The sequence below is a fragment of the Trinickia sp. NRRL B-1857 genome (assembly GCF_050470685.1).
In the GTDB taxonomy this organism is placed as follows: domain Bacteria; phylum Pseudomonadota; class Gammaproteobacteria; order Burkholderiales; family Burkholderiaceae; genus Trinickia.
Genome location: NZ_JBFLUK010000001.1, coordinates 3,969,203 through 3,990,719, shown reverse-complemented (window position 1 = coordinate 3,990,719; position 21,517 = coordinate 3,969,203). Strand labels below are relative to the sequence as shown.

The 21,517-nt window shown below is 63.5% G+C and carries 14 protein-coding genes; 5 read left to right on the top strand and 9 right to left on the bottom strand.

The window, feature by feature from the left end:
- Nucleotides 1-249: 249 nt before the first annotated feature.
- A complete protein-coding gene (locus AB1286_RS17890; RefSeq protein WP_430364511.1) occupies nt 250-747 on the top strand; it encodes a hypothetical protein in 498 nt (165 codons plus the stop codon).
- A 364-nt stretch (nt 748-1,111) separates the two neighbouring features.
- Here AB1286_RS17890 and AB1286_RS17885 read toward each other — a convergent pair whose 3' ends face one another.
- Entirely contained in the window at nt 1,112-2,194 is a 1,083-nt protein-coding gene (locus AB1286_RS17885) for a TadG family pilus assembly protein (protein WP_430364510.1), read from the bottom strand.
- A gap of 613 nt (nt 2,195-2,807) precedes the next feature.
- Nucleotides 2,808-3,698, bottom strand: a complete 891-nt coding sequence (locus AB1286_RS17880; protein ID WP_430364509.1) for a manganese catalase family protein — start codon at nt 3,696-3,698, stop codon at nt 2,808-2,810.
- A 169-nt stretch (nt 3,699-3,867) separates the two neighbouring features.
- On the opposite strand from AB1286_RS17880, the gene AB1286_RS17875 reads away from it, so the two are divergent.
- Together AB1286_RS17875 and AB1286_RS17870 are read left to right on the top strand one after the other, a co-directional pair.
- Complete coding sequence (locus AB1286_RS17875) at nt 3,868-4,734, top strand: PadR family transcriptional regulator (RefSeq protein ID WP_430364508.1); 867 nt, start codon at nt 3,868-3,870, stop codon at nt 4,732-4,734.
- Between the two features lie 91 nt (nt 4,735-4,825).
- A complete protein-coding gene (locus tag AB1286_RS17870) occupies nt 4,826-6,097 on the top strand; it encodes an MFS transporter (protein ID WP_430364507.1) in 1,272 nt (423 codons plus the stop codon).
- A gap of 77 nt (nt 6,098-6,174) precedes the next feature.
- Here AB1286_RS17870 and uvrA read toward each other — a convergent pair whose 3' ends face one another.
- The 5 genes from uvrA to AB1286_RS17845 all read right to left on the bottom strand — a co-directional run bounded on the left by uvrA (nt 6,175) and on the right by AB1286_RS17845 (nt 15,543).
- Complete coding sequence (uvrA, locus tag AB1286_RS17865; RefSeq protein ID WP_430364506.1) at nt 6,175-12,054, bottom strand: excinuclease ABC subunit UvrA; 5,880 nt, start codon at nt 12,052-12,054, stop codon at nt 6,175-6,177.
- 268 nt (nt 12,055-12,322) lie between these two features.
- On the bottom strand, nt 12,323-12,943 hold the full coding sequence (locus AB1286_RS17860; RefSeq protein ID WP_430364505.1) for a uracil-DNA glycosylase family protein: 621 nt from the start codon (nt 12,941-12,943) through the stop codon (nt 12,323-12,325).
- Nucleotides 12,944-12,980: 37 nt separating this feature from the next.
- On the bottom strand, nt 12,981-13,349 hold the full coding sequence (locus tag AB1286_RS17855; protein WP_430364504.1) for a DUF488 domain-containing protein: 369 nt from the start codon (nt 13,347-13,349) through the stop codon (nt 12,981-12,983).
- Between the two features lie 51 nt (nt 13,350-13,400).
- Nucleotides 13,401-14,237, bottom strand: coding sequence for a hypothetical protein (locus tag AB1286_RS17850; protein WP_430364503.1), 837 nt, complete (start codon nt 14,235-14,237; stop codon nt 13,401-13,403).
- Nucleotides 14,238-14,478: 241 nt separating this feature from the next.
- Complete coding sequence (locus tag AB1286_RS17845; protein ID WP_430364502.1) at nt 14,479-15,543, bottom strand: glycosyltransferase family 4 protein; 1,065 nt, start codon at nt 15,541-15,543, stop codon at nt 14,479-14,481.
- A gap of 750 nt (nt 15,544-16,293) precedes the next feature.
- On the opposite strand from AB1286_RS17845, the gene AB1286_RS17840 reads away from it, so the two are divergent.
- A complete protein-coding gene (locus tag AB1286_RS17840; protein WP_430364501.1) occupies nt 16,294-18,162 on the top strand; it encodes an ABC transporter ATP-binding protein in 1,869 nt (622 codons plus the stop codon).
- Between the two features lie 103 nt (nt 18,163-18,265).
- On the opposite strand, the gene otsA is transcribed toward AB1286_RS17840, so the two are convergent.
- Both otsA and otsB read right to left on the bottom strand, forming a co-directional pair.
- A complete protein-coding gene (gene otsA, locus AB1286_RS17835) occupies nt 18,266-19,753 on the bottom strand; it encodes an alpha,alpha-trehalose-phosphate synthase (UDP-forming) (RefSeq protein WP_430364500.1) in 1,488 nt (495 codons plus the stop codon).
- The gene (otsB, locus tag AB1286_RS17830) at nt 19,750-20,502 is read right to left on the bottom strand and encodes a trehalose-phosphatase (protein ID WP_430364499.1); all 753 of its coding nucleotides are present in this window, start codon (nt 20,500-20,502) and stop codon (nt 19,750-19,752) included. Before otsB ends, otsA begins: the two co-directional genes overlap by 4 nt.
- Before the next feature lie 318 nt (nt 20,503-20,820).
- On the opposite strand from otsB, the gene AB1286_RS17825 reads away from it, so the two are divergent.
- A complete protein-coding gene (locus AB1286_RS17825; RefSeq protein WP_430364498.1) occupies nt 20,821-21,516 on the top strand; it encodes an SCO family protein in 696 nt (231 codons plus the stop codon).
- The last annotated feature ends 1 nt before the right edge of the window (nt 21,517 follow it).

The window sequence follows — 21,517 nt, the reverse complement described above, 5'->3', positions numbered from 1 at the left end:
TGTAAAAAATCATCGTCAACGTCATTAACCGCATTTCTATGTTCTGGAGATCCGTCTATGATGGTCTCGCAAGATTCCGCTGGGCTTCAACCAAGCCCGCTGTAGAATTTCCGCTCGACGGAGCACGACTCGCATTTGAGGAGGAGAGAATGGGATTTTTGGGTCAGCTCGGCTTTACTCCAGCTCACCGTCTCGTGCCGCGTGATCAATAAACACCGCACCGGGCTTACTGCCTTAGATGGAGCAAAAATGGCCAATTTCAAATACTTCACGTTTGATGCAAGCGAGGTAGTTCCTGGCGCGCAATCCGAGGATGGCGCTCCATCGGGTTTCGGCTATGTTAACCGCGAGTTAACCCCCGGAGCTACAATCCGCTACGACTATGGCCTCAAAAGATATACATTTGAATATACCTATTTGACGTACAACACCTCATTGTTTGGCGGTGGCTCCGTTCCACCCGGAGGGTATGGAATATGTGCACAATACGCGGAGGACGATGGCCGCTTGCTCGTAGAGGACAAGTGGGTAGATGTTAATATTAATGACGGGAATTGGATATCATTTGCAAATTCGCCTGCGTGGTCGCAGTATCTGAACTTGGAAGGGAGGATGTGCGACGATTTTATGATTGGCAACCAAATATCGCAAAATCTTTTTTGCAATCTCTTTGAATCCAACGGTATCAACCCAAAATTCTACACCATCACAAGCCTTAAAAATTTCAGCAAAATTTCCAACATTTGAGTGAATACGCGTAACTTGGCGATTTTTACGGCGCAAACCAATATTTCGAACAGCAGTCTCACTCGCTGGCACATTCGTCGGCATCGGACAGTCTTTAAATGCGCTGTAATGCACCGAGGATAACCGCCCTCATGTCGTGCGGGCTTTGCACAAGTTGCCGGTGCCACCTGTCGTTTGAGGTATGCCAATGGTGTGCCCACAAAGCTGGCGCCAGGACTTCGCACCGAGAGAGTGGTTTCGGTTTGAGTCCCAATCGCCAGCCGTCACGGCCCTCGGAACCGATGCGGGAACCGATCGCTCCGAGGGCTACGAGCGCGAACGAAAGCGAAACGCATCGGGGCTGCCGTGCTCTGACCTGCGCCAATCATTGCGCGAGCATGGCCGGGGTGTAAGCGCCGTAGTACGGTCCGTTGCCTGCGCCGGCGCTACCGGTCGGTACCTTGTAGTTGGTGATGAAGTGCCCCGTAATGCACTTGCAGCTTCCGCCCGTCGAACTGTCGATGTGGAAAGGGGCAAAGGCAACGATTGGCACAGCGGCATGGGTCGTGAGGTCGACGACAACAGGCAGCAGCACGTCGGCCGGATACGGTACGGACGAAAACAGCGTGGTTTTCGTGCCGGGCTCGATCCATGTGTTGTCCCCAATGTTCATTGACGTCGGATTGCCGTTGGCGAGTAGGTTCCGTGCCGTCGGAACATCGTTGGCGTCGGTTTGAAACGAAGTCCATTGCATCGAGGCACACGGACCTGCGTGATACGCCGACGCCATCGTGAATTCGATCGGATTGCCGCTCGCGTCGGTGTTCGGCTGTCCCGTCGACGAGTTCCAATAGTTCTGGTACATGCACAACGGGATCGCTATGGGGAGCAAGGCTCCCGGCGGGCTCGCCCCCGGAGCCAGAACAAGCGCGGTGGCCGTCGCGCTGACTGGTATCGTCGATACGCCGACTAAGCCGGCGAAATAGGTATTGAGCGGGCCGCCGTTCTGTCCTGCCGTTCGGCTGATCGTCACTTGCACCGCGGGCTTGTCATAGGTGCCGGGCGTGATCGACGTCGACTGCAAGCCGGCCGGGGTTCCTTGGACGTTCCAGTAGCCCGTTTGAACCTGAACGTCGGTTAGCGTTACACCGTCTGCCGCGTTTTTAACGCCGGCTGCGCGCGCTGAGGCCGAGGCGTTCGCCCACGTTCCCGCAACGCCCGACAACCGCAATTCACCCGCGCCGGCCAGCGCCGCGGCGTCGACTGCATTCTGCAATTCGTTGCGTACGACATACGCGCGCCCGATATCCGCGGCTAGCGCAAGAAAGCCGATCATCATCGGCAGCAGGATGGCAACATAAACGGCTACGGCGCCGCGTTGCCGAGCCGGGCGCGAGGTCAGCTTCGAGTGGATTGGCATGCCATGCCGGCCCGTGCCGGCAGACCCCGTTGGTCGTTCCAATTTCATCTGCATCCCCGATGCGGTTACGGTGGCGCGCGGTCTATCGCTTGTGCCTAGGCGTTGTATTCGACCGATAGCGCCGATGCACGGGCGAAAAGCGCGCCGATGTCTCGTGTCGTACTCTTTCGCGATTCGTCGTTGTACTCGGTCTATTCCTTCGCGATGCAACGGTAAAAGCACGAAGCACGCCAAGCTCGTCAAACCGCCATCCGGTGAACCGCGGCGAGCTCGGCGGTGACCGACGGCAAGTCCGCCGTGTCAAACCTGTCTCAGAGTCAAGACAGTCGCGTTGAAAAGCGGCGCGATCCAAACTCGTCGCGACGCGCACGGCCTAAGCTAGAGCGGGGGTTTGTTCATTTCGGCCCGTCTCGACGCCGACTGAAAAACGTATCCAAAATGAAACAGGGGCACTGGCAAGCCGTGGCCCCTGAAAGGTGACAGACCGGCATTCGGTCAAGGCGCATTGCAAAAGCGGACCGCCTCGTCTACATCGTCCGGCGCAGCACCACTTGCGTGATGCAGTGTCGCCACGACTACGCATCATGCTGCTGCGATTAAACGGATCGCTTGCGCGACTCGGTCGCAGGCGACCCACTGCTACAGCGCCCTAATTACGCCATCACTTCACGAGCCCATCCGCTCCCGGCTCGCTTTCCCCCAATTCAGCCCCCGTCTCGGGGTCGTGCGTCCGGTCGGACTTCAACCGCGCCTTCATTTCATCCAAGGTGGTGCGCTCCTTCTCGCTCAACTGCACCGCGGCCGATCCGTCTCCGCCGTCCACCGGAATCGGCGGATCTTCGACCAGCTTCAGTCCACGACCCTCGTTCCACGGTCCACGCTCGGGCGGCGCGCCAACCGACATCTTGAAGTAGGCATCCGCAAACTCGGGCTCGGGCGCCAACTTGCCCGGCGGGAAGTTCGCGGTAATCGAATACAGCGCCTTCTCGAACGACTTTTGATGCGACACCTCGCGCGTCATCAAAAAGCCCAACGCGTCGCGCACACCCGGATCGTCAGACACATTGATCAGGCGCTCGTAGATGATCTTCGCGCGTGCCTCGGCGGCGATGTTCGACCGCAAATCGGCAGTCGGCTCGCCGATCGTGTCGATATACGCCGCACTCCATGGCACGCCCGCCGAATTCGTGAGCGGCGCGCCCGCGCCGTAAAGCACCTGCGTCACATGACTGTCGTTGCCGGCGCCGTTTAGCTTGCGATACAACTCAGCCTGCGTATCGACGGCCTCCGCGAGCTCACCCTTCGCGCCGCGATTGAGCATCGCCACGATCGATCCGATGATCTCCAAATGGCTCAACTCCTCGGTCGCGATGTCCAGCAGCATGTCCTTACGTCCCGGATCCTCTTCGGTGATCGCCTGCGTGAAATAGCGCATCGCCGCAGCCAGCTCCCCTTGCGGTCCACCGAATTGCTCCAGCAGCAGGTTTGCCAGCCCCGGATCCGTGCTGCCGACTCGAACCGTGTACTGCAACCGTTTGTTGTGCACGAACATGCGACCTCCTTTGTGATCGTGGTTGAACGATATGCCGCGCCCTATCGTCCGCAACGACCATTCCCGCCATCGCGCAGGAACCGATCCCCAACGCCACCAGACAGCCTTGACTTTCTATCTTTAGATATATATCTTTAGATACACATTCACCGACACGGGGGACACTCCCATGCGACATCGCTTTCACGACTCTCAGCGCGCATTCGGACCGCTCGATCCGATTCGCGCACACGAACACGGTCACGCGCACGCGGCCGAATTCGGTCCCGATTTCAGTCATTGGTACGGCCGCCGCCGCGAAATGCCCGAGCGCGACATGCGCGCAGGCCACGGTCACGCCCGCGGCCATGGTCATAGCCATCATGGCCGGCACGGCGAGTCTTCGTTCCTGCACGAGCTTTGGCACGCGATCGGGCGGCATCGCCATGGCCATGGCGGCGGCGCTTCGTTCTGGGGCGGACGCGGCGAGCGCGGCTTCGGCGACGACGACAGCTTTACCCGCGGCCGTAAATTCAGCGGCGAGGACTTGCAGTTGATGTTGCTCGTGCTGATCGCCGAGTCACCTCGTCACGGCTACGAGCTCATCAAGGCGCTGGAAACGCGTTCGAACGGTTTCTATGCGCCAAGTCCCGGAATGGTCTACCCTGCGCTGACCTATCTGGAAGAACTCGGTTTCGTGACGGTTCAGCAGGAAGGAAACCGCAAGCGCTACGAGATTGCCGACGCAGGCCGCGCACATCTGGCCGCGAATCAGGATCAGGTCGACATGATCCTCGCCAAGCTCAGCTTCGTCGCGCACAAGATGGAGTCGATGCGTCGGGCCTACGCGGCGGAAGACGACGACGACGGCGGACGCGATGCCCGCTGGCATCCGAAGCTGCGTCAAGCGAAGTACGCGCTCAAGCTGGCCCTACTCAAGCGTCTCGACGCAGACGAAGGTGAACAACAGCGCGTCGCCGATATCTTGCTGCGCGCAGCGGAAGAAATTGAAGGTAAGCCGGCCGCCGGTCCGGCACCCGAAGACACGACTGTGTAACGCGAAGGCTCGCTCGCGCGTCTATATGGATGACGGCGGCTGATCCCGGCCACCGTCCAGCCACCGGCACATCAAAAGGATTCCAATAACAATGTATGCCCTGCCTCAAAAACGCGAGCGAAGTCTAGTCTGGCTACTTGCGCTCGTTCAATTCACGCTCATCATGGATTTCATGGTGATGATGCCGCTGGGTCCGCAAATCATGACGGCCTTCGACATCTCGCCTTCGAAATTCGCGGCCGCGGTTTCCGCCTACTCGTGGTGCTCGGGTCTCTCGGCCTTGCTCGCGGCGACCTACATCGACCGCTTCGACCGACGTAAGCTGCTGATCGCCGCGTATTTGCTCTTCGCGTTGTCGAATGTCGCTTGCGCCTGCGCGACGAGCTATCCGTTGCTGCTCGCGAGCCGTGCGTTCGCGGGCCTCACGGGCGGCGTGCTCGGCGCCGGTGTCATGGCCATCATCGCGGATATCGTGCCGCTCGAGCGGCGCGGCACCGCGACCGGCATCATCATGACTGGATTCTCGATGGCTGCGATCGCGGGCGTACCGGCCGGCGTCATGCTGGGCGCGTACTTCCATTGGTCGGCGCCGTTCTGGCTGCTGGGCGCTCTGACGGTCACGATCGCCATCGTTACGTCGCGCATATTGCCCTCGCTGAGCGAGCATTTGACCAACGTCCAGCCAACGCTTGCCGAGACGCTTCCCGCGCTCGCCCGTCTGCTGACCTATCCGCGCCATGTGCGAGCGTTCGCGCTGACGTTTCTCATCATGTTCGCGCACATGCTCGTGATCCCGTTCATCTCGCCGATGCTCGTCGAAAATCACGGCGTGTCTCCAAGCCGCATTTCTTGGCTCTACATGGCGGGCGGCGCGGCCACGTTCTTCACCTCGCGCGCCATCGGCAGGCTTTCCGACCGGCTCGGGCATCGGATCGTGTTCCGCATCTTCGGGGTGCTGGCACTCGCGCCGATACTCGCGATCACCCATTTGCCCGATCTGCCGTTTTCGATCATGGTGCCGGGCTTCGCGCTGTTTCTCATCATCTCGTCCGCCCGCATCGTGCCGATGCAGGCCATCCTGACGACGGTACCCGACTCTCAGCACCGCGGTGCGTTCCTCAGCGCGAACGGCGCGGTGCAATCGCTCGGAACCGGCTGCGGCGCATGGCTCGGCGGGCTGATGTTGTCCACCAATACGGCGGGACACATCGTCGGCTACGGAATGAACGGATGGGTGTCGGTGGCGGTGGCGTCGCTTGCGCTCGTCTGGGTGGGATATGTAGGCGGTGGATCGGCTTCCGGCAGGCCCGGCGCCGGGCCGAGCGCTCCCGCTCCTATTCCGGAACTGGCCGGGGAAGCCTAAGGCTCGCGCTCGCCGCGGTTCGAGCGCTGAAAGCGAAAAGGGCTGGGTCCTGCGCCATGCAGTACCCAGCCCTTCGCTTATGCGCTGCGCAGTCCTTCGTCGGACTTGCGCTTACCGCGCCCTTGCGCCCCGCGCGCGAGCACCGGCACGAGCGCCTGACCCGTATGGCTTTCGCGCACGCGCGACAGCGTTTCGGGATCGGTAGCCGCGACGATCGTGCCGCCGCCCGCACCGCCTTCCGGCCCGAGATCGATGATCCAGTCGGCTTCGGCGATCACGTCGAGATCGTGCTCGATCACGATCACGCTATGCCCCGCATTCACCAGCCGATGCATCACTCGGATGAGGCGCGCGACGTCGGCCATATGCAAGCCCACCGTCGGTTCGTCGAGCACGTAGAACGTATGCGGCGCCTTTTGTCCGCGCCGCGTGACGTCGTCCCTCACCTTCGCGAGCTCCGTCACGAGCTTGATCCGCTGCGCTTCGCCGCCCGATAAGGTCGGCGACGGCTGGCCGAGCGTCAGATAGCCTAGGCCCACGTCCTTCATCAATTGCAGCGGATGCGCGATGCTCGGCATCGCCGCGAAGAATTCGACCGCTTCGTCGATCTCCATCGTCAGCACGTCGCCGATGTTCTTGCCGCGCCAGGTCACCGCAAGCGTCTCGGGGTTGAAACGCTGTCCGTGACAGACGTCGCAGGGCACCTTCACGTCGGGCAAGAAGCTCATGCCGATCGTACGCACGCCCTGCCCTTCGCATGCCGGGCAGCGCCCATCGCCCGTGTTGAACGAGAAACGCGAAGCGGCATAGCCCCGCGCCCTCGCCTCGAGCGTATCGGCGAAAAGCTTGCGGATCGTGTCCCAGACACCGATATAAGTCGCGGGACACGAACGCGGCGTCTTGCCGATCGGCGTTTGATCGACTTCCAACACGCGATCGATCGCCTCGAAGCCCGTGATCGAGGTGCACCCCTGCCAGTTGTGCGTTACGTTCAAAGGCGCGCGCGTTGCGCTCGAGCTCGTATAGCGGCTCGTTTGCGCGCGCGGCTTCGCGGTTGCGCGTTCGCTTTCTTGCGCGCTCTTGCGCGCGCGGCGCGTAGCCGGGGACGACAGCACGGAACGACCGACCGCATCGAGCAGGTTCGTCATCAAGACGTCGCGCGCAAGCGTCGACTTGCCCGAGCCCGACACGCCGGTCACGGCGACCAGCCGCGCCAGCGGAATGCCAGCGGTCACGTCGGCCAAGTTGTGCAGCGACGCGCCGTGTACGGTCAACCACTGTTCGGGCACCGCCCCATCGCGCACTTCGCGACGCGGCTGCAACGGATGCACGATCGGCTGCGCGAGGAATTGTCCCGTTAACGAATCGGCGTGTTCGGCCAAGTCCTTCACGCTGCCCTCGGCGACGAGCCGGCCGCCACGCTTGCCGGCGCCCGGCCCGATGTCGATGATGTGATCGGCTCGCCGGATCGTGTCTTCGTCATGCTCGACCACGACGAGCGTGTTGCCCTTCTCGCCGAGTTGATGCAGCGCATCGAGCAAGATCCGGTTGTCGCGCGGATGCAGGCCGATGGTCGGCTCGTCGAGTACGTAGCACACGCCCTGCAAGTTGCTGCCGAGTTGCGCGGCGAGCCGAATCCGTTGCGCTTCGCCGCCCGAAAGGCTCGGCGCCGCGCGGTCGAGGCTCAAGTAGCCGAGCCCCACCTCTTCGAGGAAGCGCAATCGGCTCGCAATCTCGCTGACGACATCGCGCGCAATCTGCGCGTCACGGCCCGACAGCGCAATCGCATCGATCCATGCGCGCGTATCCGAGACGGTCCAGCGGCCGACGTCGACGATCGAGCGATCGTCGAAGCGCACGGCGCGCGCCGTCTCATTCAAGCGCGTACCCCCGCAATCGGGACACGGCGTATCGACGAGACCTTCGACCTCCTGCTCCTCGGACGGCAACGTCTGCTCGCGGCCGCGGCCGTCGTCGGCGCCCAAGATCGTGTCGTCATAGGCCGCGCGCTGTTCGCGCGTAAGCGCGAGCCCGGTCCCCACGCAGCTCGTGCACCAACCGTGCTTGCTGTTGTAGGAGAACATGCGCGGATCGAGTTCGGGATAGCTCGTTGCGCACACGGGACATGCGCGCTTGACGGACAACACCTCCATCTCGCCGATGCCCAGCGTCGAGCGCTTTGAAGCCAATGCATCGGCCAAGCCGTCGAGCGGCGCGAGCAAGTGAACGACGCCCTTACCGAGTTCGAGCGCCGCATCGAGTGCTCGGCGCAACTCGGCTTCGTTATCGGCCGAGATCACGAGATCGGCGACCGGCAATTCGATCGTGTGCTCGCGGAAACGCTCGAGCTTCGGCCACGGATCGACGGGCAGAAATTCGCCGTCGACGCGCAGATGCGTATAGCCGCGCGCCTTCGCCCACTTCGCGAGATCGGTATAGATGCCCTTGCGGTTGACGACGAGCGGCGCGAAAAAGCCCACGTGCTCGCCGGCATAATCGCGCAGCAGTTGCGCCGCGATCGATTCGGCGCTTTGCGGCTTCACGGGCGTGCCGTCGTGTATGCAGTGCTGAATGCCGAGCTTCACATACAGCAGCCGCAGAAAATGCCAGACCTCGGACGTGGTCGCGACCGTACTCTTGCGCCCGCCGCGCGACAAACGCTGCTCGATCGCGACAGTGGGAGGAATGCCGTACACGGCATCGACTTCGGGCCGTCCCGCCGGTTGCACGATGGAACGCGCGTAAGCGTTCAGCGATTCGAGGTAGCGGCGTTGGCCCTCGTGGAACAGGATGTCGAACGCGAGCGTCGACTTACCCGAGCCGGACACGCCTGTCACCACGTTGAACTTGCCGTGCGGAATATCGACGTTCAGGCTCTTGAGGTTGTGCTCGCGCGCATTGACGATGCGCACGACGTCGTCACCTTCGACCGCCCGGCGCGCGCGTGCCTTGGCCAGCGCCGATTGCAGCGGTACGCCCGCGGCGGCGCTGCGCGCATCGCTCGCGCCCAGCGTCTCGTCGTACTGCTTGAGCGCATGGCCCGTATGCGAGGCTTCGCACGCCTTGATGTCGTCCGGCGTGCCGACCGCGACGATCAGTCCGCCTTCGTCCCCGCCTTCCGGGCCGAGATCGATGATCCAATCCGCCGCCCGAATGACGTCGAGGTTGTGTTCGATGACGATCAGCGAATGACCGCGCGCGAGCAACTTGCCGAAGGCGCGCATGAGCTTGGCGATATCGTCGAAATGCAGGCCGGTGGTCGGCTCGTCGAACATGAACAAGCGCCCGCCCGGCGTCGCTTCCGCGCCGATCTTGCCGCTCGTCTCCGCGAGAAAACCCGCCAGTTTCAGCCGCTGTGCCTCACCGCCCGAGAGCGTCGGCACAGGCTGGCCGAGCTTCACGTATTCGAGGCCGACGTCGACGATCGGCTGAAGTACGCGTACGACATCGGGATCGCCCTCGAACAGGCCGACGGCCTCGCTCACCGTCAATTCGAGCACGTCGGCGACCGACAACGCGCGCTCGCCGCGCTCGATCGTCACTTCCAATACTTCGGCGCGGTAACGCCGGCCATCGCAATCGGGGCATCGCAAATACACGTCGGACAGGAACTGCATCTCCACGTGTTCGAAGCCGGACCCGCCGCAAGTCGGGCAACGGCCGTCGCCCGAGTTGAAACTGAACGTGCCGGCCGCGTAGCCGCGTTGCAACGCGAGCGGCGCCTTGGCGAAGAGCTTGCGGATTTCGTCGAACGCGCCGACGTAGCTGGCCGGATTCGAACGCGCCGTCTTGCCGATCGGCGATTGGTCGACGAACACGGCATCGGCGATCAAATCCGCGCCGACCAACCCGCGATGCGCACCGGGCGCCTCGGTGGCGCGTCCAAGATGACGCGCCAGCGCCGGATAGAGCACGTCCTGCACGAGCGTGGACTTGCCCGAGCCCGATACGCCCGTCACGCATACGAGCCGCGCGAGCGGAATTTCCGCTGTCACGTCGCACAAGTTATGTTCGGTCGCGCCCTCCAGCACGAGCCGCGGCGTGCCGGCATCGACCGCCCTGCGCGCCCACTGTGCCGCATCGGCTACGCGTTTGCGCGCGCCTAAGTATTCGCCGGTCAACGTCGGGGCGGAGCGGATATCGGCCGGCGTACCGTCGAAGACGATCGAGCCGCCGCGCTCCCCAGGGCCCGGGCCCATGTCGATCAGACGATCGGCGGCAAGCATCACCGACGGATCGTGCTCGACGACGACGAGCGTATTGCCCGCATCGCGCAGGCGCCGCATCGCCTCGACGATGCGATCGAGATCGCGCGGATGCAAGCCGATACTGGGCTCGTCGAGCACGAACAGCGTCTTCGTCAGCGAAGTGCCGAGCGCGGTCGTCAGATTGATCCGTTGGACTTCGCCGCCCGAAAGCGTGCGGCTTTGTCGATCGAGCGTCAGATACCCGAGGCCGACGTCGCATAGATAGCGCAGCCGCGTGCGCACTTCGGCCACCAACAGTTTGAGCGCATCGTCGAGCAATGCGCTCGGCAACGTCACTTCGTCGAAAAAGCGGCGAATCCGTCCGATCGGCAGCAACATCAAGTCGTGCACGGTCAAACCGGGCAACGCTTCGAGCTGCGCGCGCGTAAAGCCCACGCCATGCGGCAGAAAACGGGCGGACGGCGCGAGGACCGCATCGGCGTTCGCTTTCGAGCCGAGACGCCAGAGCAGCGACTCGGTCTTCAGCCGCGCACCGCCGCACGTCTCGCACGGCGTATAGCTGCGGTACTTCGACAAGAGCACCCGGATGTGCATCTTGTACGCTTTCGATTCGAGGTAACTGAAAAAGCGCCGCACGCCGTACCACTCGCGCTGCCATTCGCCGTTCCAAGCCGGCGAGCCGTTGATGACCCAGTCGCGCTCCTCGTCGGTCAACTCGGACCAAGGCGTCGTCGTGCGAATGCGCGCACGCGCCGCATAGCGCATGAGGTCGTCCTGGCACTCTTTCCAAGCCGGCGTTTGCATCGGCTTGATCGCCCCGCCCGCGAGCGTCTTGCGCACGTCCGGAATCACGAGCCCGAGATCGACGCCGATCACGCGGCCGAATCCGCGGCACACGTCGCATGCGCCATAGGCCGAATTGAACGAGAACAGGCCCGGTTGCGGGTCGGCATAACGCAAATCGCTCTCGGGGCAGTGCAAGCCCGTGGAGAAGCGCCAGATGCGCGGCGCCTGTTCGCCGTCATCGGCATTCGCATCGCTTTCGGGCAGAACGTAGACGTTCACACGCCCCGCGCCACGCTTGAGCGAAGCCTCGATCGCCTCCACCGCGCGCGCCTTGTCGGTCTTGCTCAAACGGAAACGATCGGCAACGACGTCCAGCATCTTGCGCGCGCCGGCCGGCGTCGTCACTTCGCGCTCGGCCTGCACGCGCGTATAGCCGCTCGCCGACAACCACTGCCCCACTTCGTCGGCGCTCGTTTGCTCGGGCAACTCGACGGGAAACGTCACGACGAGCCGTTCGTCGCGCTCGGCCGTCCGTGCGACGAGCTCGGCATAGATCGTCTCGGGCGTGTCATGGCGGACCGGCTCGGCCGTCGCCTTGTCGAAAAGCTGAGCGGCGCGCGCGTACAGCAATTTCAGGTGATCGTTGAGTTCCGTCATCGTCCCGACGGTCGAGCGCGAACTGCGCACGGGGTTCGTCTGGTCGATGGCGATCGCGGGGGGCACGCCGTCGACGCGATCCACTTGCGGGCGATCCATCCGATCCAGAAACTGCCGCGCATACGCGCTAAACGTCTCGACATAGCGGCGCTGGCCTTCGGCATACAAGGTGTCGAAGACGAGGCTCGATTTGCCCGAACCCGATGGGCCCGTGACGACCGCCATCTCCCCTGTCCGCAGGTCGAGATCGATGTTTTTGAGATTGTGTTGACGAGCTCCGCGAATGCGGATGACGCCGGAAGTCATGGGACGTGTCCTTTCTACGCGCTATACGAAACGATGCACGCGGTCTTTCGAGATAAGAGAGCGCGCCAGGGGTGCAATGATAGTCCTGCGCGGCCAAGTTGGCCGGCTCCCGCTTCACGCATATCGCTTTGTTCGAGGAAGCGCCCGCCGATGCGCTGGGAGGGACGGATTGGTCGATTCGAAACCGATAAATTAGTGACAGCCACTGACGCGAAATACGGGCTCGATGGGTGCAATGCGGACCTATCGCACGCGCATGAGTCGACACTCAATCGGCTGGGGCAAGACGTTCGCCGCGCAGCGCCTTCGCCACACGCTCTCTGAGGACGGGCAGCAATTCGCGCTCGAACCAGGGATGATGTTTGAACCAGCCCTGGTTGCGCGGCGACGGATGGGGCAACGGCATCCGCGAGACACCATAGTCGCGCCATGCCGCGACCGTCTCGGTCAGACTCGCGCGACGTTCATCGCCAAGGAAGCGCCGCTGCGCGTAGGCGCCGACGAGCAACGTCAGCTCGATGTGCGGCATTTGGGCCAGCACTCGCTCGAGCCATAGGTCGGCACATTCGCGACGCGGCGGCAGGTCGCCCGACGTCCCGCGTCCGGGATAGCAATAGCCCATCGGCACGAGCGCAATCGCGCTCGGATCGTAAAAGCGTTCTGGGCCAATGCCTAGCCACTCGCGCAAGCGCTCACCGCTTTTGTCGTCCCACGGCACCCCCGACGCGTGCACGCGCGCACCCGGGGCCTGCCCGATGACGAGCACGCGCGCATCGCGCCCCACTTGCAAGACCGGTCTCGGTCCATGGGGCAAATGCGCCTCGCAAGCGCGGCATGCGCGGATTTCGGCAAGCAGCGACTGCAACGTGGCTCGGGAGGAGGACGACATCGGCAAAGCGGGGTAAAAACTGACAACGAACGAAGGATCAATGATGCTTGAGCTTATGCGCCAAGTAGGCCTGAAGCACGATCGCTTGATTGTGCTCGCGGTCGCGCGCGCCGAATAGCAGCGTAACGGGCCCGCGTTCTGCCGCCTCGAGCAGCGGCTGCCAAGACGCCGGATTGGCGTCGAGTTCGGCACGGTAGCGCGCTTGAAATTCTTCCCAGCGAGCAGGATCGTGCCCGAACCAGCGTCGCAGCTCAGTACTGGGCGCGACGTCGCGCAACCACGCCTCGATGCCGAGCGACGCTTTGCTGACGCCGCGCGGCCACATGCGGTCCACGAGAAAGCGGATCCTTCCATCCGGGCCCGGCTCGTCGTAAGCCCGGGCGATATCGATTCGACGTTGCTTCACGGCCGTTCTCCTCGCCCTATCGCGACGCGGGTTCAGTGCCGCGGCGCGCGCTCAAACTTGGCGCAGCGTCGCGTCGAGCGCATGCGCCGCGCTTCGATCGCCTTCGGTTGCAAGCCTCGTCCGAAAAACCGTCTGCCGATTGTGGCCGACAGCGGCCGGCGAGTCCCACAAGAGTTCGACTTGCGAACGCCGTGCCCACCCGTGAGTGCGCACGCCGGCTTCGCCGCCCTGCACCCCGGCTGCGAGCGCGTTGTCAGGCGCCGGCGTATGGGCAATGGGTCGCTCGCGCTCGATCGCCGACGTGGCCGGCCATTTGACGGAAAGCTCGCGCGCATCGTACTGCCCGAGCTTGCGGCTCTCCACCCAAACGACGACGGTACGGGTGGCGGTGTCGAGCGATACCGCATATCGACCGATGGCAAAGCGCCGCGCGGCGGCGTTCGTGCGCCATAGCGCACGTGGACGGCAGATCCAAAGAACGGCCGCATACAACGCCGGTGCGGCGACGAGCCAGCCGTTCGTCTCGGCGATCGCGGTGATCGTGCGCCTACCGCCGACCGTCCATACGAAAACGCCGATCAACCACAGCGCAAACAGCAAGCATAAGAACGAGAACAGACGTAAAGCCTGCCGTAACCATTGCGGCAGCGGATGAAACGGGCGCTCGGCACGCGCACGCGCGCCGGGCAGCACGATCAGCAGGAATAAGAAGACGCCGTTGATCGAGGCCCAAGGAGAAGACGCCATGGCCGACAGCGACTCGCCGTAGCCCATTTGCGCCATGGAATAGAGCCAACGCGCGAGCAAAACGAGACCGATGGCGCGCAGCGTGAACAATGTGCCGGCACCGGGTGCCGGATCTGTTCGCGTGGGGGTCGCTCTCGCCAAGACGCTCTCCTAAGGTCAGTCGTTTTCGCCGCCGTTTTCGCGGCAGCAGCATTATAGGGACTTGGGTGCCGCCTTCCCACTTTCAAGGCGACGATGCAATACAGAACGGCCCCTATTTCCCCTTGCCAAGGGCTCTAGCGCCGATAAAAACGACACGCCCCGCGTGCCGCAAGGCAGGCGGGGCGTATCTGCGGCAATCGGCAGCCACCACGCGGGGCAAGCGCCCGCGCGGTAGCGCGTCTTAACCGGCGGCGACTTCGCGCAGTACCGTGCGGCGCTTTTGACGCAGCAGGTTTTCGTACGAAGCGAGGTAGTTCTGCGCCATCACCTTCGAGGTGAAGCGTTCCTCGAACGCCTTGCGCACCGTTGCGCGCGGCAGCGACGACAGACGCTTGACGGCGGCCACAGCCGACAGTTCGTCTTCGACGACGAAGCCCGACACGCCGTTTTCGATGACTTCAGGCACCGAGCCGCGCTTGAACGCGATCACGGGCGTACCGCAAGCCATTGCCTCGATCATCACGAGACCGAAGGGCTCCGGCCAATCGATCGGGAACAGCAGCGCATGCGCGCCGCCCAGGAACTCGGCCTTCTCCGATTCGCTGATTTCGCCGATGTATTCGACGTGCGGAAGCGAGAACAGCGGCTTGATTTGCTCTTCGTAGTAGGCGCGGTCGGCCTTGTCGAGCTTCGCGGCGATCTTGATCTTCATGCCGGCTTTTTCGGCGATGCGGATGGCCGTGTCCACGCGCTTTTCCGGCGAAATGCGGCCAAGGAACGCCAAGTAGCTCGGCTCGATATCCTTACGCGGCGTCAACAGGTTCTCCGGCAGGCCGTGGTAGACCGTCGAGAGCCAGCTTGCCTGCGGCAGCGGCATGCGCTGGTTGTCCGAGATCGAAACGACCGGAACTTCGTTGAACGTATTGAAGATCGGTTGCAGTTCGGGCAGATCCAGACGGCCGTGCAGCGTCGTCAGGTGCGGCACCGGCTGACGCGAGAACAGCGAGAACGGGTAGTAGTCGATGTGGAAATGCAGGACGTCGAATTCCTCGGCGCGGCGGCGCACTTCCTCGAGCAACAGCATATGGGGAGCCATCGTATCGCGGATCGACGGGTCGAGGCGCAGCGCCTGCGGCCAGAACGCTTCGAGCTTCGCCGACGTCTTCGAATCGCCGCTCGCGAACAGCGTCACGTCATGGCCGAGTTCGACGAGGGCTTCCGTCAAATACGAGACCACGCGCTCCGTTCCACCGTAGAGCTTCGGGGGAACCGCCTCGTGCAAAGGAGCGATTTGAGCGATCCGCATAGTGATGAACTCCTAATAAATATTCAGGCAAATGTATTGACGTTGTTTGGAAGCGAATCGCCCGCTCCAGCATCAGGCCGCAGCAACCCACCCCACGCGGGACAGGTGCGATTCGCCCTTGGCCGTCGACGACACTGCTCGATCGATCTTGGGGCTACGCGCCACAGTCGTTAAACGCACGGCTCGCCCAACCGTTGACGACGTGCGTCAAATTCCCTTAGGGCAAACCCGGATCGATTATCCAACCGGTTTCATGCTGCGCCGCAGGAGATTTCAAACTCTTTACGTTGTTACAAGCCGGATACATTTCGCCCGACACGGTAAGCCGCACCTTGCCTACAGTACGCCGAAGCACCGAGCACATCGGCCCATCGGCCCTGCGAGCGCATACGACCCGCGCAGCTTGCGTGCCCAAACGCGCCACCCGATGAACGTCAGGAACGTCAAGCAGGAACGCTAAGCGACCTGATCCAGCCCCCAAATGCCAGTATCCCCGAGGCATTTGGACATAACCGGCTATTGTATCGGAAAATTACGGTTAGCTTCGATCGAGCTTTCGTTCGAGACGCGCACCGAACTTGCTCCATGGAACCGGGACGATGCGCCGCGACAAACCGGCGTTGTGCGTATCCAACGCTTATCGTGAAGCCCCGGGGAAGTTCCGCGGATGTTTACAATGGCGGCGTGCCGCGCCATCTCGTTATTGCTCGAGATTGGCTGCCGGTCCGCCACACGCAGACTATGCTTTTGATGACACTCGCTTCGCGTGCCTCGCACGAACCACAATTGGAACATTTGACCGTCGCCGAACGTAACGCTCGCAACGCCCGGCTTTCGAGCTATGCCGACCGCCCGCTAGCGTTCTTGCTTAGTTACATCCGGCGCCACCCCGTCTCCCATGCGATCGTGCTGGCCAGCGTGTTCGCCGCCGTCGCGTGCGCGCTCGCCTCGCAGTACGCGATCAAGCATCTGATCGACGTGCTCGGCATGGGCCGGCATCACCCCGGCCCGCTCTGGGGGGCGTTCGCGATCCTCGTCGGCCTCATTGCCGCCGACAATTTGCTGTGGCGCATCGGCGGCTGGGTCGCCGCTCACGCGTTCGTCGACGTGACGGGCGACTTGCGGCGCGACCTGTTTCAGTACTTGACGGGCCACTCGCCGACCTACTTCTCCGAACGTCAGCCGGGCACCATCGCCAGTCGCATCACGGCCACCTCGAACGCGGTCTACACGTCCGAGAACACGATGGCGTGGAACGTGCTGCCGCCTTGCATCGCCGTGATCGGCGCGATCGTGATGATCGTCACGGTCAACCCGGTCATGGCCGGCAGCCTCTTGCTGTGCTCGGGCGTCTTGGCCATCGTGCTGTTCAAGCTCGCCGGGCGCGGCTCGTCGCGGCATCACAACTTCGCCACGAAGGCGGCAGCCGTCGACGGCGAACTCGTCGACGTGATCGGCAACATGGGACTCGTGCGCGCCTTCGGCATGACGCTGCGCGAACAGCGCCGCTTCGGCGAAACCGTCAAGGCGGAGATGGATGCGCGCCAGCAAAGCCTGCTCTACCTCGAGCGGCTGCGGCTGTTGCACGCCGTCATCACGGCGCTGCTCTCGGCCGGCTTGCTCGGCTGGGCGCTCTGGCTATGGACACAGGGCCGCGCCACGTCCGGCGACATCGTGCTGACGAGCTCGCTCGGCTTTACGATCTTGCATGGGACCCGCGACCTCGCCGTGGCGCTCGTCGACGTGACGCAACACATCGCGCGGCTCGCCGAGGCGGTCAAGACGCTGCTGCAACCGCACGGGATGCCCGACCGCGAGGACGCGGTGCCGCTCGTCACGCACGGCGGACGCGTCGACTTCGAGGGCGTGACGTTCGCCTACCCCCGCCGCAAACCGATCCTCGATCAATTCGACCTGCATATCGAAGCCGGCCAGCGCGTGGGGCTCGTCGGTAAGTCGGGGGCGGGCAAATCGACCGTCCTCGCGCTGCTGCAACGCTTTTACGACACGCAGGGCGGCTCGATCCAGATCGACGGGCAGGACATCGGCGCCATCACGCAAGAGAGCTTGCGCCATGCGATCGCGCTCGTGCCGCAGGACATCGCGCTCTTTCATCGGACGGTATACGAAAACATCGCCTACGGCCGGCCCGAGGCGACCCGAGAGGAAGTCCATGCCGCCGCTCGCGAAGCACGCTGCACGGATTTCATCGAGGCCATGCCGGAAGGATTCGACACCGTCGTCGGCGACCGCGGCGTGAAGCTGTCGGGCGGCCAGCGTCAGCGGATCGCCATCGCGCGGGCGATTTTGAAGAACGCCCCGATCCTCTTGCTCGACGAAGCCACCTCGGCGCTCGACAGCGCGTCCGAAGAAGCGATTCAGCAGGCACTCGACCGGCTCATGGTCGGACGCACCGTCATCGCGATCGCCCACCGCCTGTCGACGCTGCAAAACTTCGACCGCATTATCGTCATGAGCGCGGGTAAGGTCATCGACGACGGCACGCCCGAAGCGCTGCGCAACCGCCCCGGCATCTACCGCGATCTGCTGGCCAAGCAGCACGGCAAAGCGTTGCTGCCGCACCCCGGCGGGCGCAAGATCGACGAACACGTCGCCTAAGCGCTAAACCAAAGCGGCAGGCGGCTCCAAGGAAAAAGGCCCGGCGTGCGATGCGCCGGGCCTTTTCTTTCGTGCTTAAGTTTTTCGTGCCTACGTTTTGCGCTTAGGCCGCCACGCGCTTGCGAGACGCCTTCGCGCGCGCCGCCGGCGCCTTCTCGCTCGGAGGACTCGCAGCGGGCCGCTTCTCCTGCGCGTGCGCGAGATCGCGTAAAAACGTATCGCGCCACACCGAGACGTTGTTGCTGCGCAATTGGGCAATCATGTCCCGATAGCGCGCGCGCCGGTCGGCAAGCGGCATCGAAAGCGCCTGGGCAAGCGCCTGCGCCATGCCGTCGATGTCGATCGGATTGACGATGAGCGCGCCGGTCAATTCGTCCGCGGCGCCGGCGAAGCGCGATAGCACCAGCACGCCGGGATCGTCGGGGTCTTGAGCGGATACGTATTCCTTCGCGACGAGATTCATCCCGTCGCGCAGCGGCGTGACGTAGCCGACGTGCGACTGCCTAAACAGTGCGGCCAGCACCGACCGCTCGTATTGCCGATGGATATAACGAATCGGCGTCCAATCGAGTTCCGCGAAACGGCCGTTGATGCGCCCGAGCTCCGATTCGAGCCGCAACCGGATGTCTTGGTACGCATGCATGTCGGCCCTCGTCGGCGGCGCGATTTGCACGTACGACACGTTGTTGCGGCAGGCCGGTACCTGATCGAGCAATCGCTCGAACGCTCGGAAGCGCTCGACGAGCCCTTTCGAATAGTCGAGCCGGTCGACGCTCATGATCAGTTTGCGCTCGTGCAGCGTCTGACGCATCATCCGCGCCGACTTGCCGCGCGTACCGGCTTTCGCGAGCTGCGCGATTTCGTCGGGATAGACGCCGATCGGGTAGGCGGCCGCGTGCAGCGAACGCCCGAAGGCCCGCACGCGCGCGGGCGAGCCCGCGACGAACGGCCCAGCCTGCGCGCCGCCCTCGATCTCGCCCCCGGCTTCGTGGACCACGTAGTCGCAGAACGCGCGCACGTCCGCTTGCGTCTGGAAGCCGAGCAGATCGAACGAGCACAACGCCTCGACGAGCGCGCGGTGCGGCGGCACGGCAAGCAACACCTGTGCGGCCGGAAACGGGATATGCAGGAAGAAGCCGATCCGGTTCTTGACCCCGGCCGCGCGCAACGCCTGCGCGAACGGAATCAGATGATAGTCGTGTACCCAGATGACGTCGTCGGCGCGCAGCAGCGGCACGAGTTGCTGCGCCAGCCACGTATTGACGCGCCAGTAACCCTCGAAGTCGTGACCGTCGTATTGAATCAGGTCCGCGCGGTAATGGAACGCAGGCCATAGCGTCGCATTCGAGAAGCCGCGGTAATACTGATCGTAGTCGCGCCGCGCAAGCCCGATCGTCGCGAACGTGACGGGACCTTGCTCGACGAGCTGCAACTGCGGCTGACCCGAGGACACGACCTCCCCGCTCCAGCCGAACCACATGCCGCCGGTTTCCTTCAGCGCGTCGTAGACGCCCACTGCCAAGCCGCCCGCGGCCGGACCGCCCTCCGAGATCGGCGCGACCCGGTTCGAAACGATAATCAGACGGCTCATGATGGACGCTGTGCGGCGGCGACGATATCGGCGAGCCAATCGACGAATGCGCCGACGGATTGCACGCGCGAACGAGCCGACGTCTCGCCCGCACCGACTTTGATCGAGAGACCGCCACGCTCGTTGACGACCGCAAACGCCTTTTCGTCGGTCAAATCGTCGCCCGCGAAGACGGGCGTGCGTCCGACGAACGGCGGCTCATCGAGAAAGGCCGCGAGTGCGCGCCCTTTGTCGACGTTTTTCGGCTTGATTTCAAACACCATCTTGCCGGGCTGCAATACATAGGCATCGGAATGTTCGTCGACGAGGCGTTGCGTCGCCTCGCGCGCCACCGTCTCCGCCAGCGGCGCGTTGCGGAAATGCAGCGCGAGCGCGGCGCCCTTGATCTCGAGCAGCGTACCCGGGTGCGCGTTGACGAGTTCGGCCAGCACGCGCTCCATGCGCAGTAACCGCTCATCGTTAAAGCCGAGCCTGACCGTATCGCCGCTCGCATCGCGCCGCTCGGCGCCATGCAAGCCGGCAATCGGCAAGTCGGGCATGCCGAGGAACGCGTCGATGCTTTCGATGCCGCGGCCCGATACGACCGCCACCGCGCCGCGCGTCAGCCGTCGCAGTTGCGCGAGCGAATCGACGACGGCCGGCGGCACGATCACGCCGTCCGGAGTGGAAGCGAGTTCGACGAGCGTGCCGTCGAAGTCGAAGAAGAACGCCGTCTCGCTCGGAGACAGAAAAGCCGGTAAAGATTGCATCAGCTTAATTCGCGTGACGGTCTTGCGCGGCTCGTAGCCGCGAAAAACCGGAAAAGTTTGCGCATCTTACCGCGCCTGCGTCGCCTTTTCGAGCAAGAGGGCGTCGAAAACGCCGAGTGCCCCCTTTAGGAACGCATCGCGGCTCCCTTCCCCGTATGTTGCCTGGTCCTGCGACATAATGCCTCGCCTGCGGCGGCCATATGCCGCGTGAACGGTAACTGTTAGTTATTTGCGCTATAGTCGCTCGCTCGCAACCGCCTAGCCCGCGCCGCCCGTCAGGGCCGAGCCGCGGCGCGACGGCCCTCTCTCGAGTCACGCATGCTGCAAAGAGTTCCTCGCGGCGAATCGGCCTTTCTCGCTTTTGCTGCTTTTGCTCACCGCGCCGCGCGCGGCGCCCGGTCCGCACTGCCCGCCCGTGCGCGAATGGTTCGCGCTGCGATCGGCTTGGCCGGTGCCGCGCTGATCGCCGGCTGCTCGCACGATGACGGGCATTGGCAATTGACCGATGTGACGGGGCACCTTCCCGACCTCGCCTTCAAAATGACCGAGAACACGGGTGCGAGCGTGACGGCCGACGCCTATCGGGGCAAAACGACGCTTGTCTATTTCGGTTACACGCACTGCCCGGACGTCTGCCCCGAAACGATGGCCCGGCTCATGCAAGTACTCGAAAAGCTGCCGGCTGCCGACGCGAGCCAAGTACGCATTCTCTTCATCTCGGTCGATCCCGCGCGCGATACGCCGCCAGCGCTCAACGCCTATGTGGCGGCGTTCGACGCTCAGCACATTCGGGGCCTGACGGGCACCGACTCGCAGGTCGAGTCGCTCGCGAAGCGCTATCGTGTCGCCTACCAAATGGAAAAGCGCGATCCGAACGGCAGCTACGAGGTCACGCACAGCTCGGCGGTCTATATCTTCGATCGCGAGGGGCGCGCGCGGCTGCTCGCCACGAGCAGCGATACGCCCGATGCGATTGCGCACGATCTACAGCGCATCGTCGAGCGCGATCGATAAC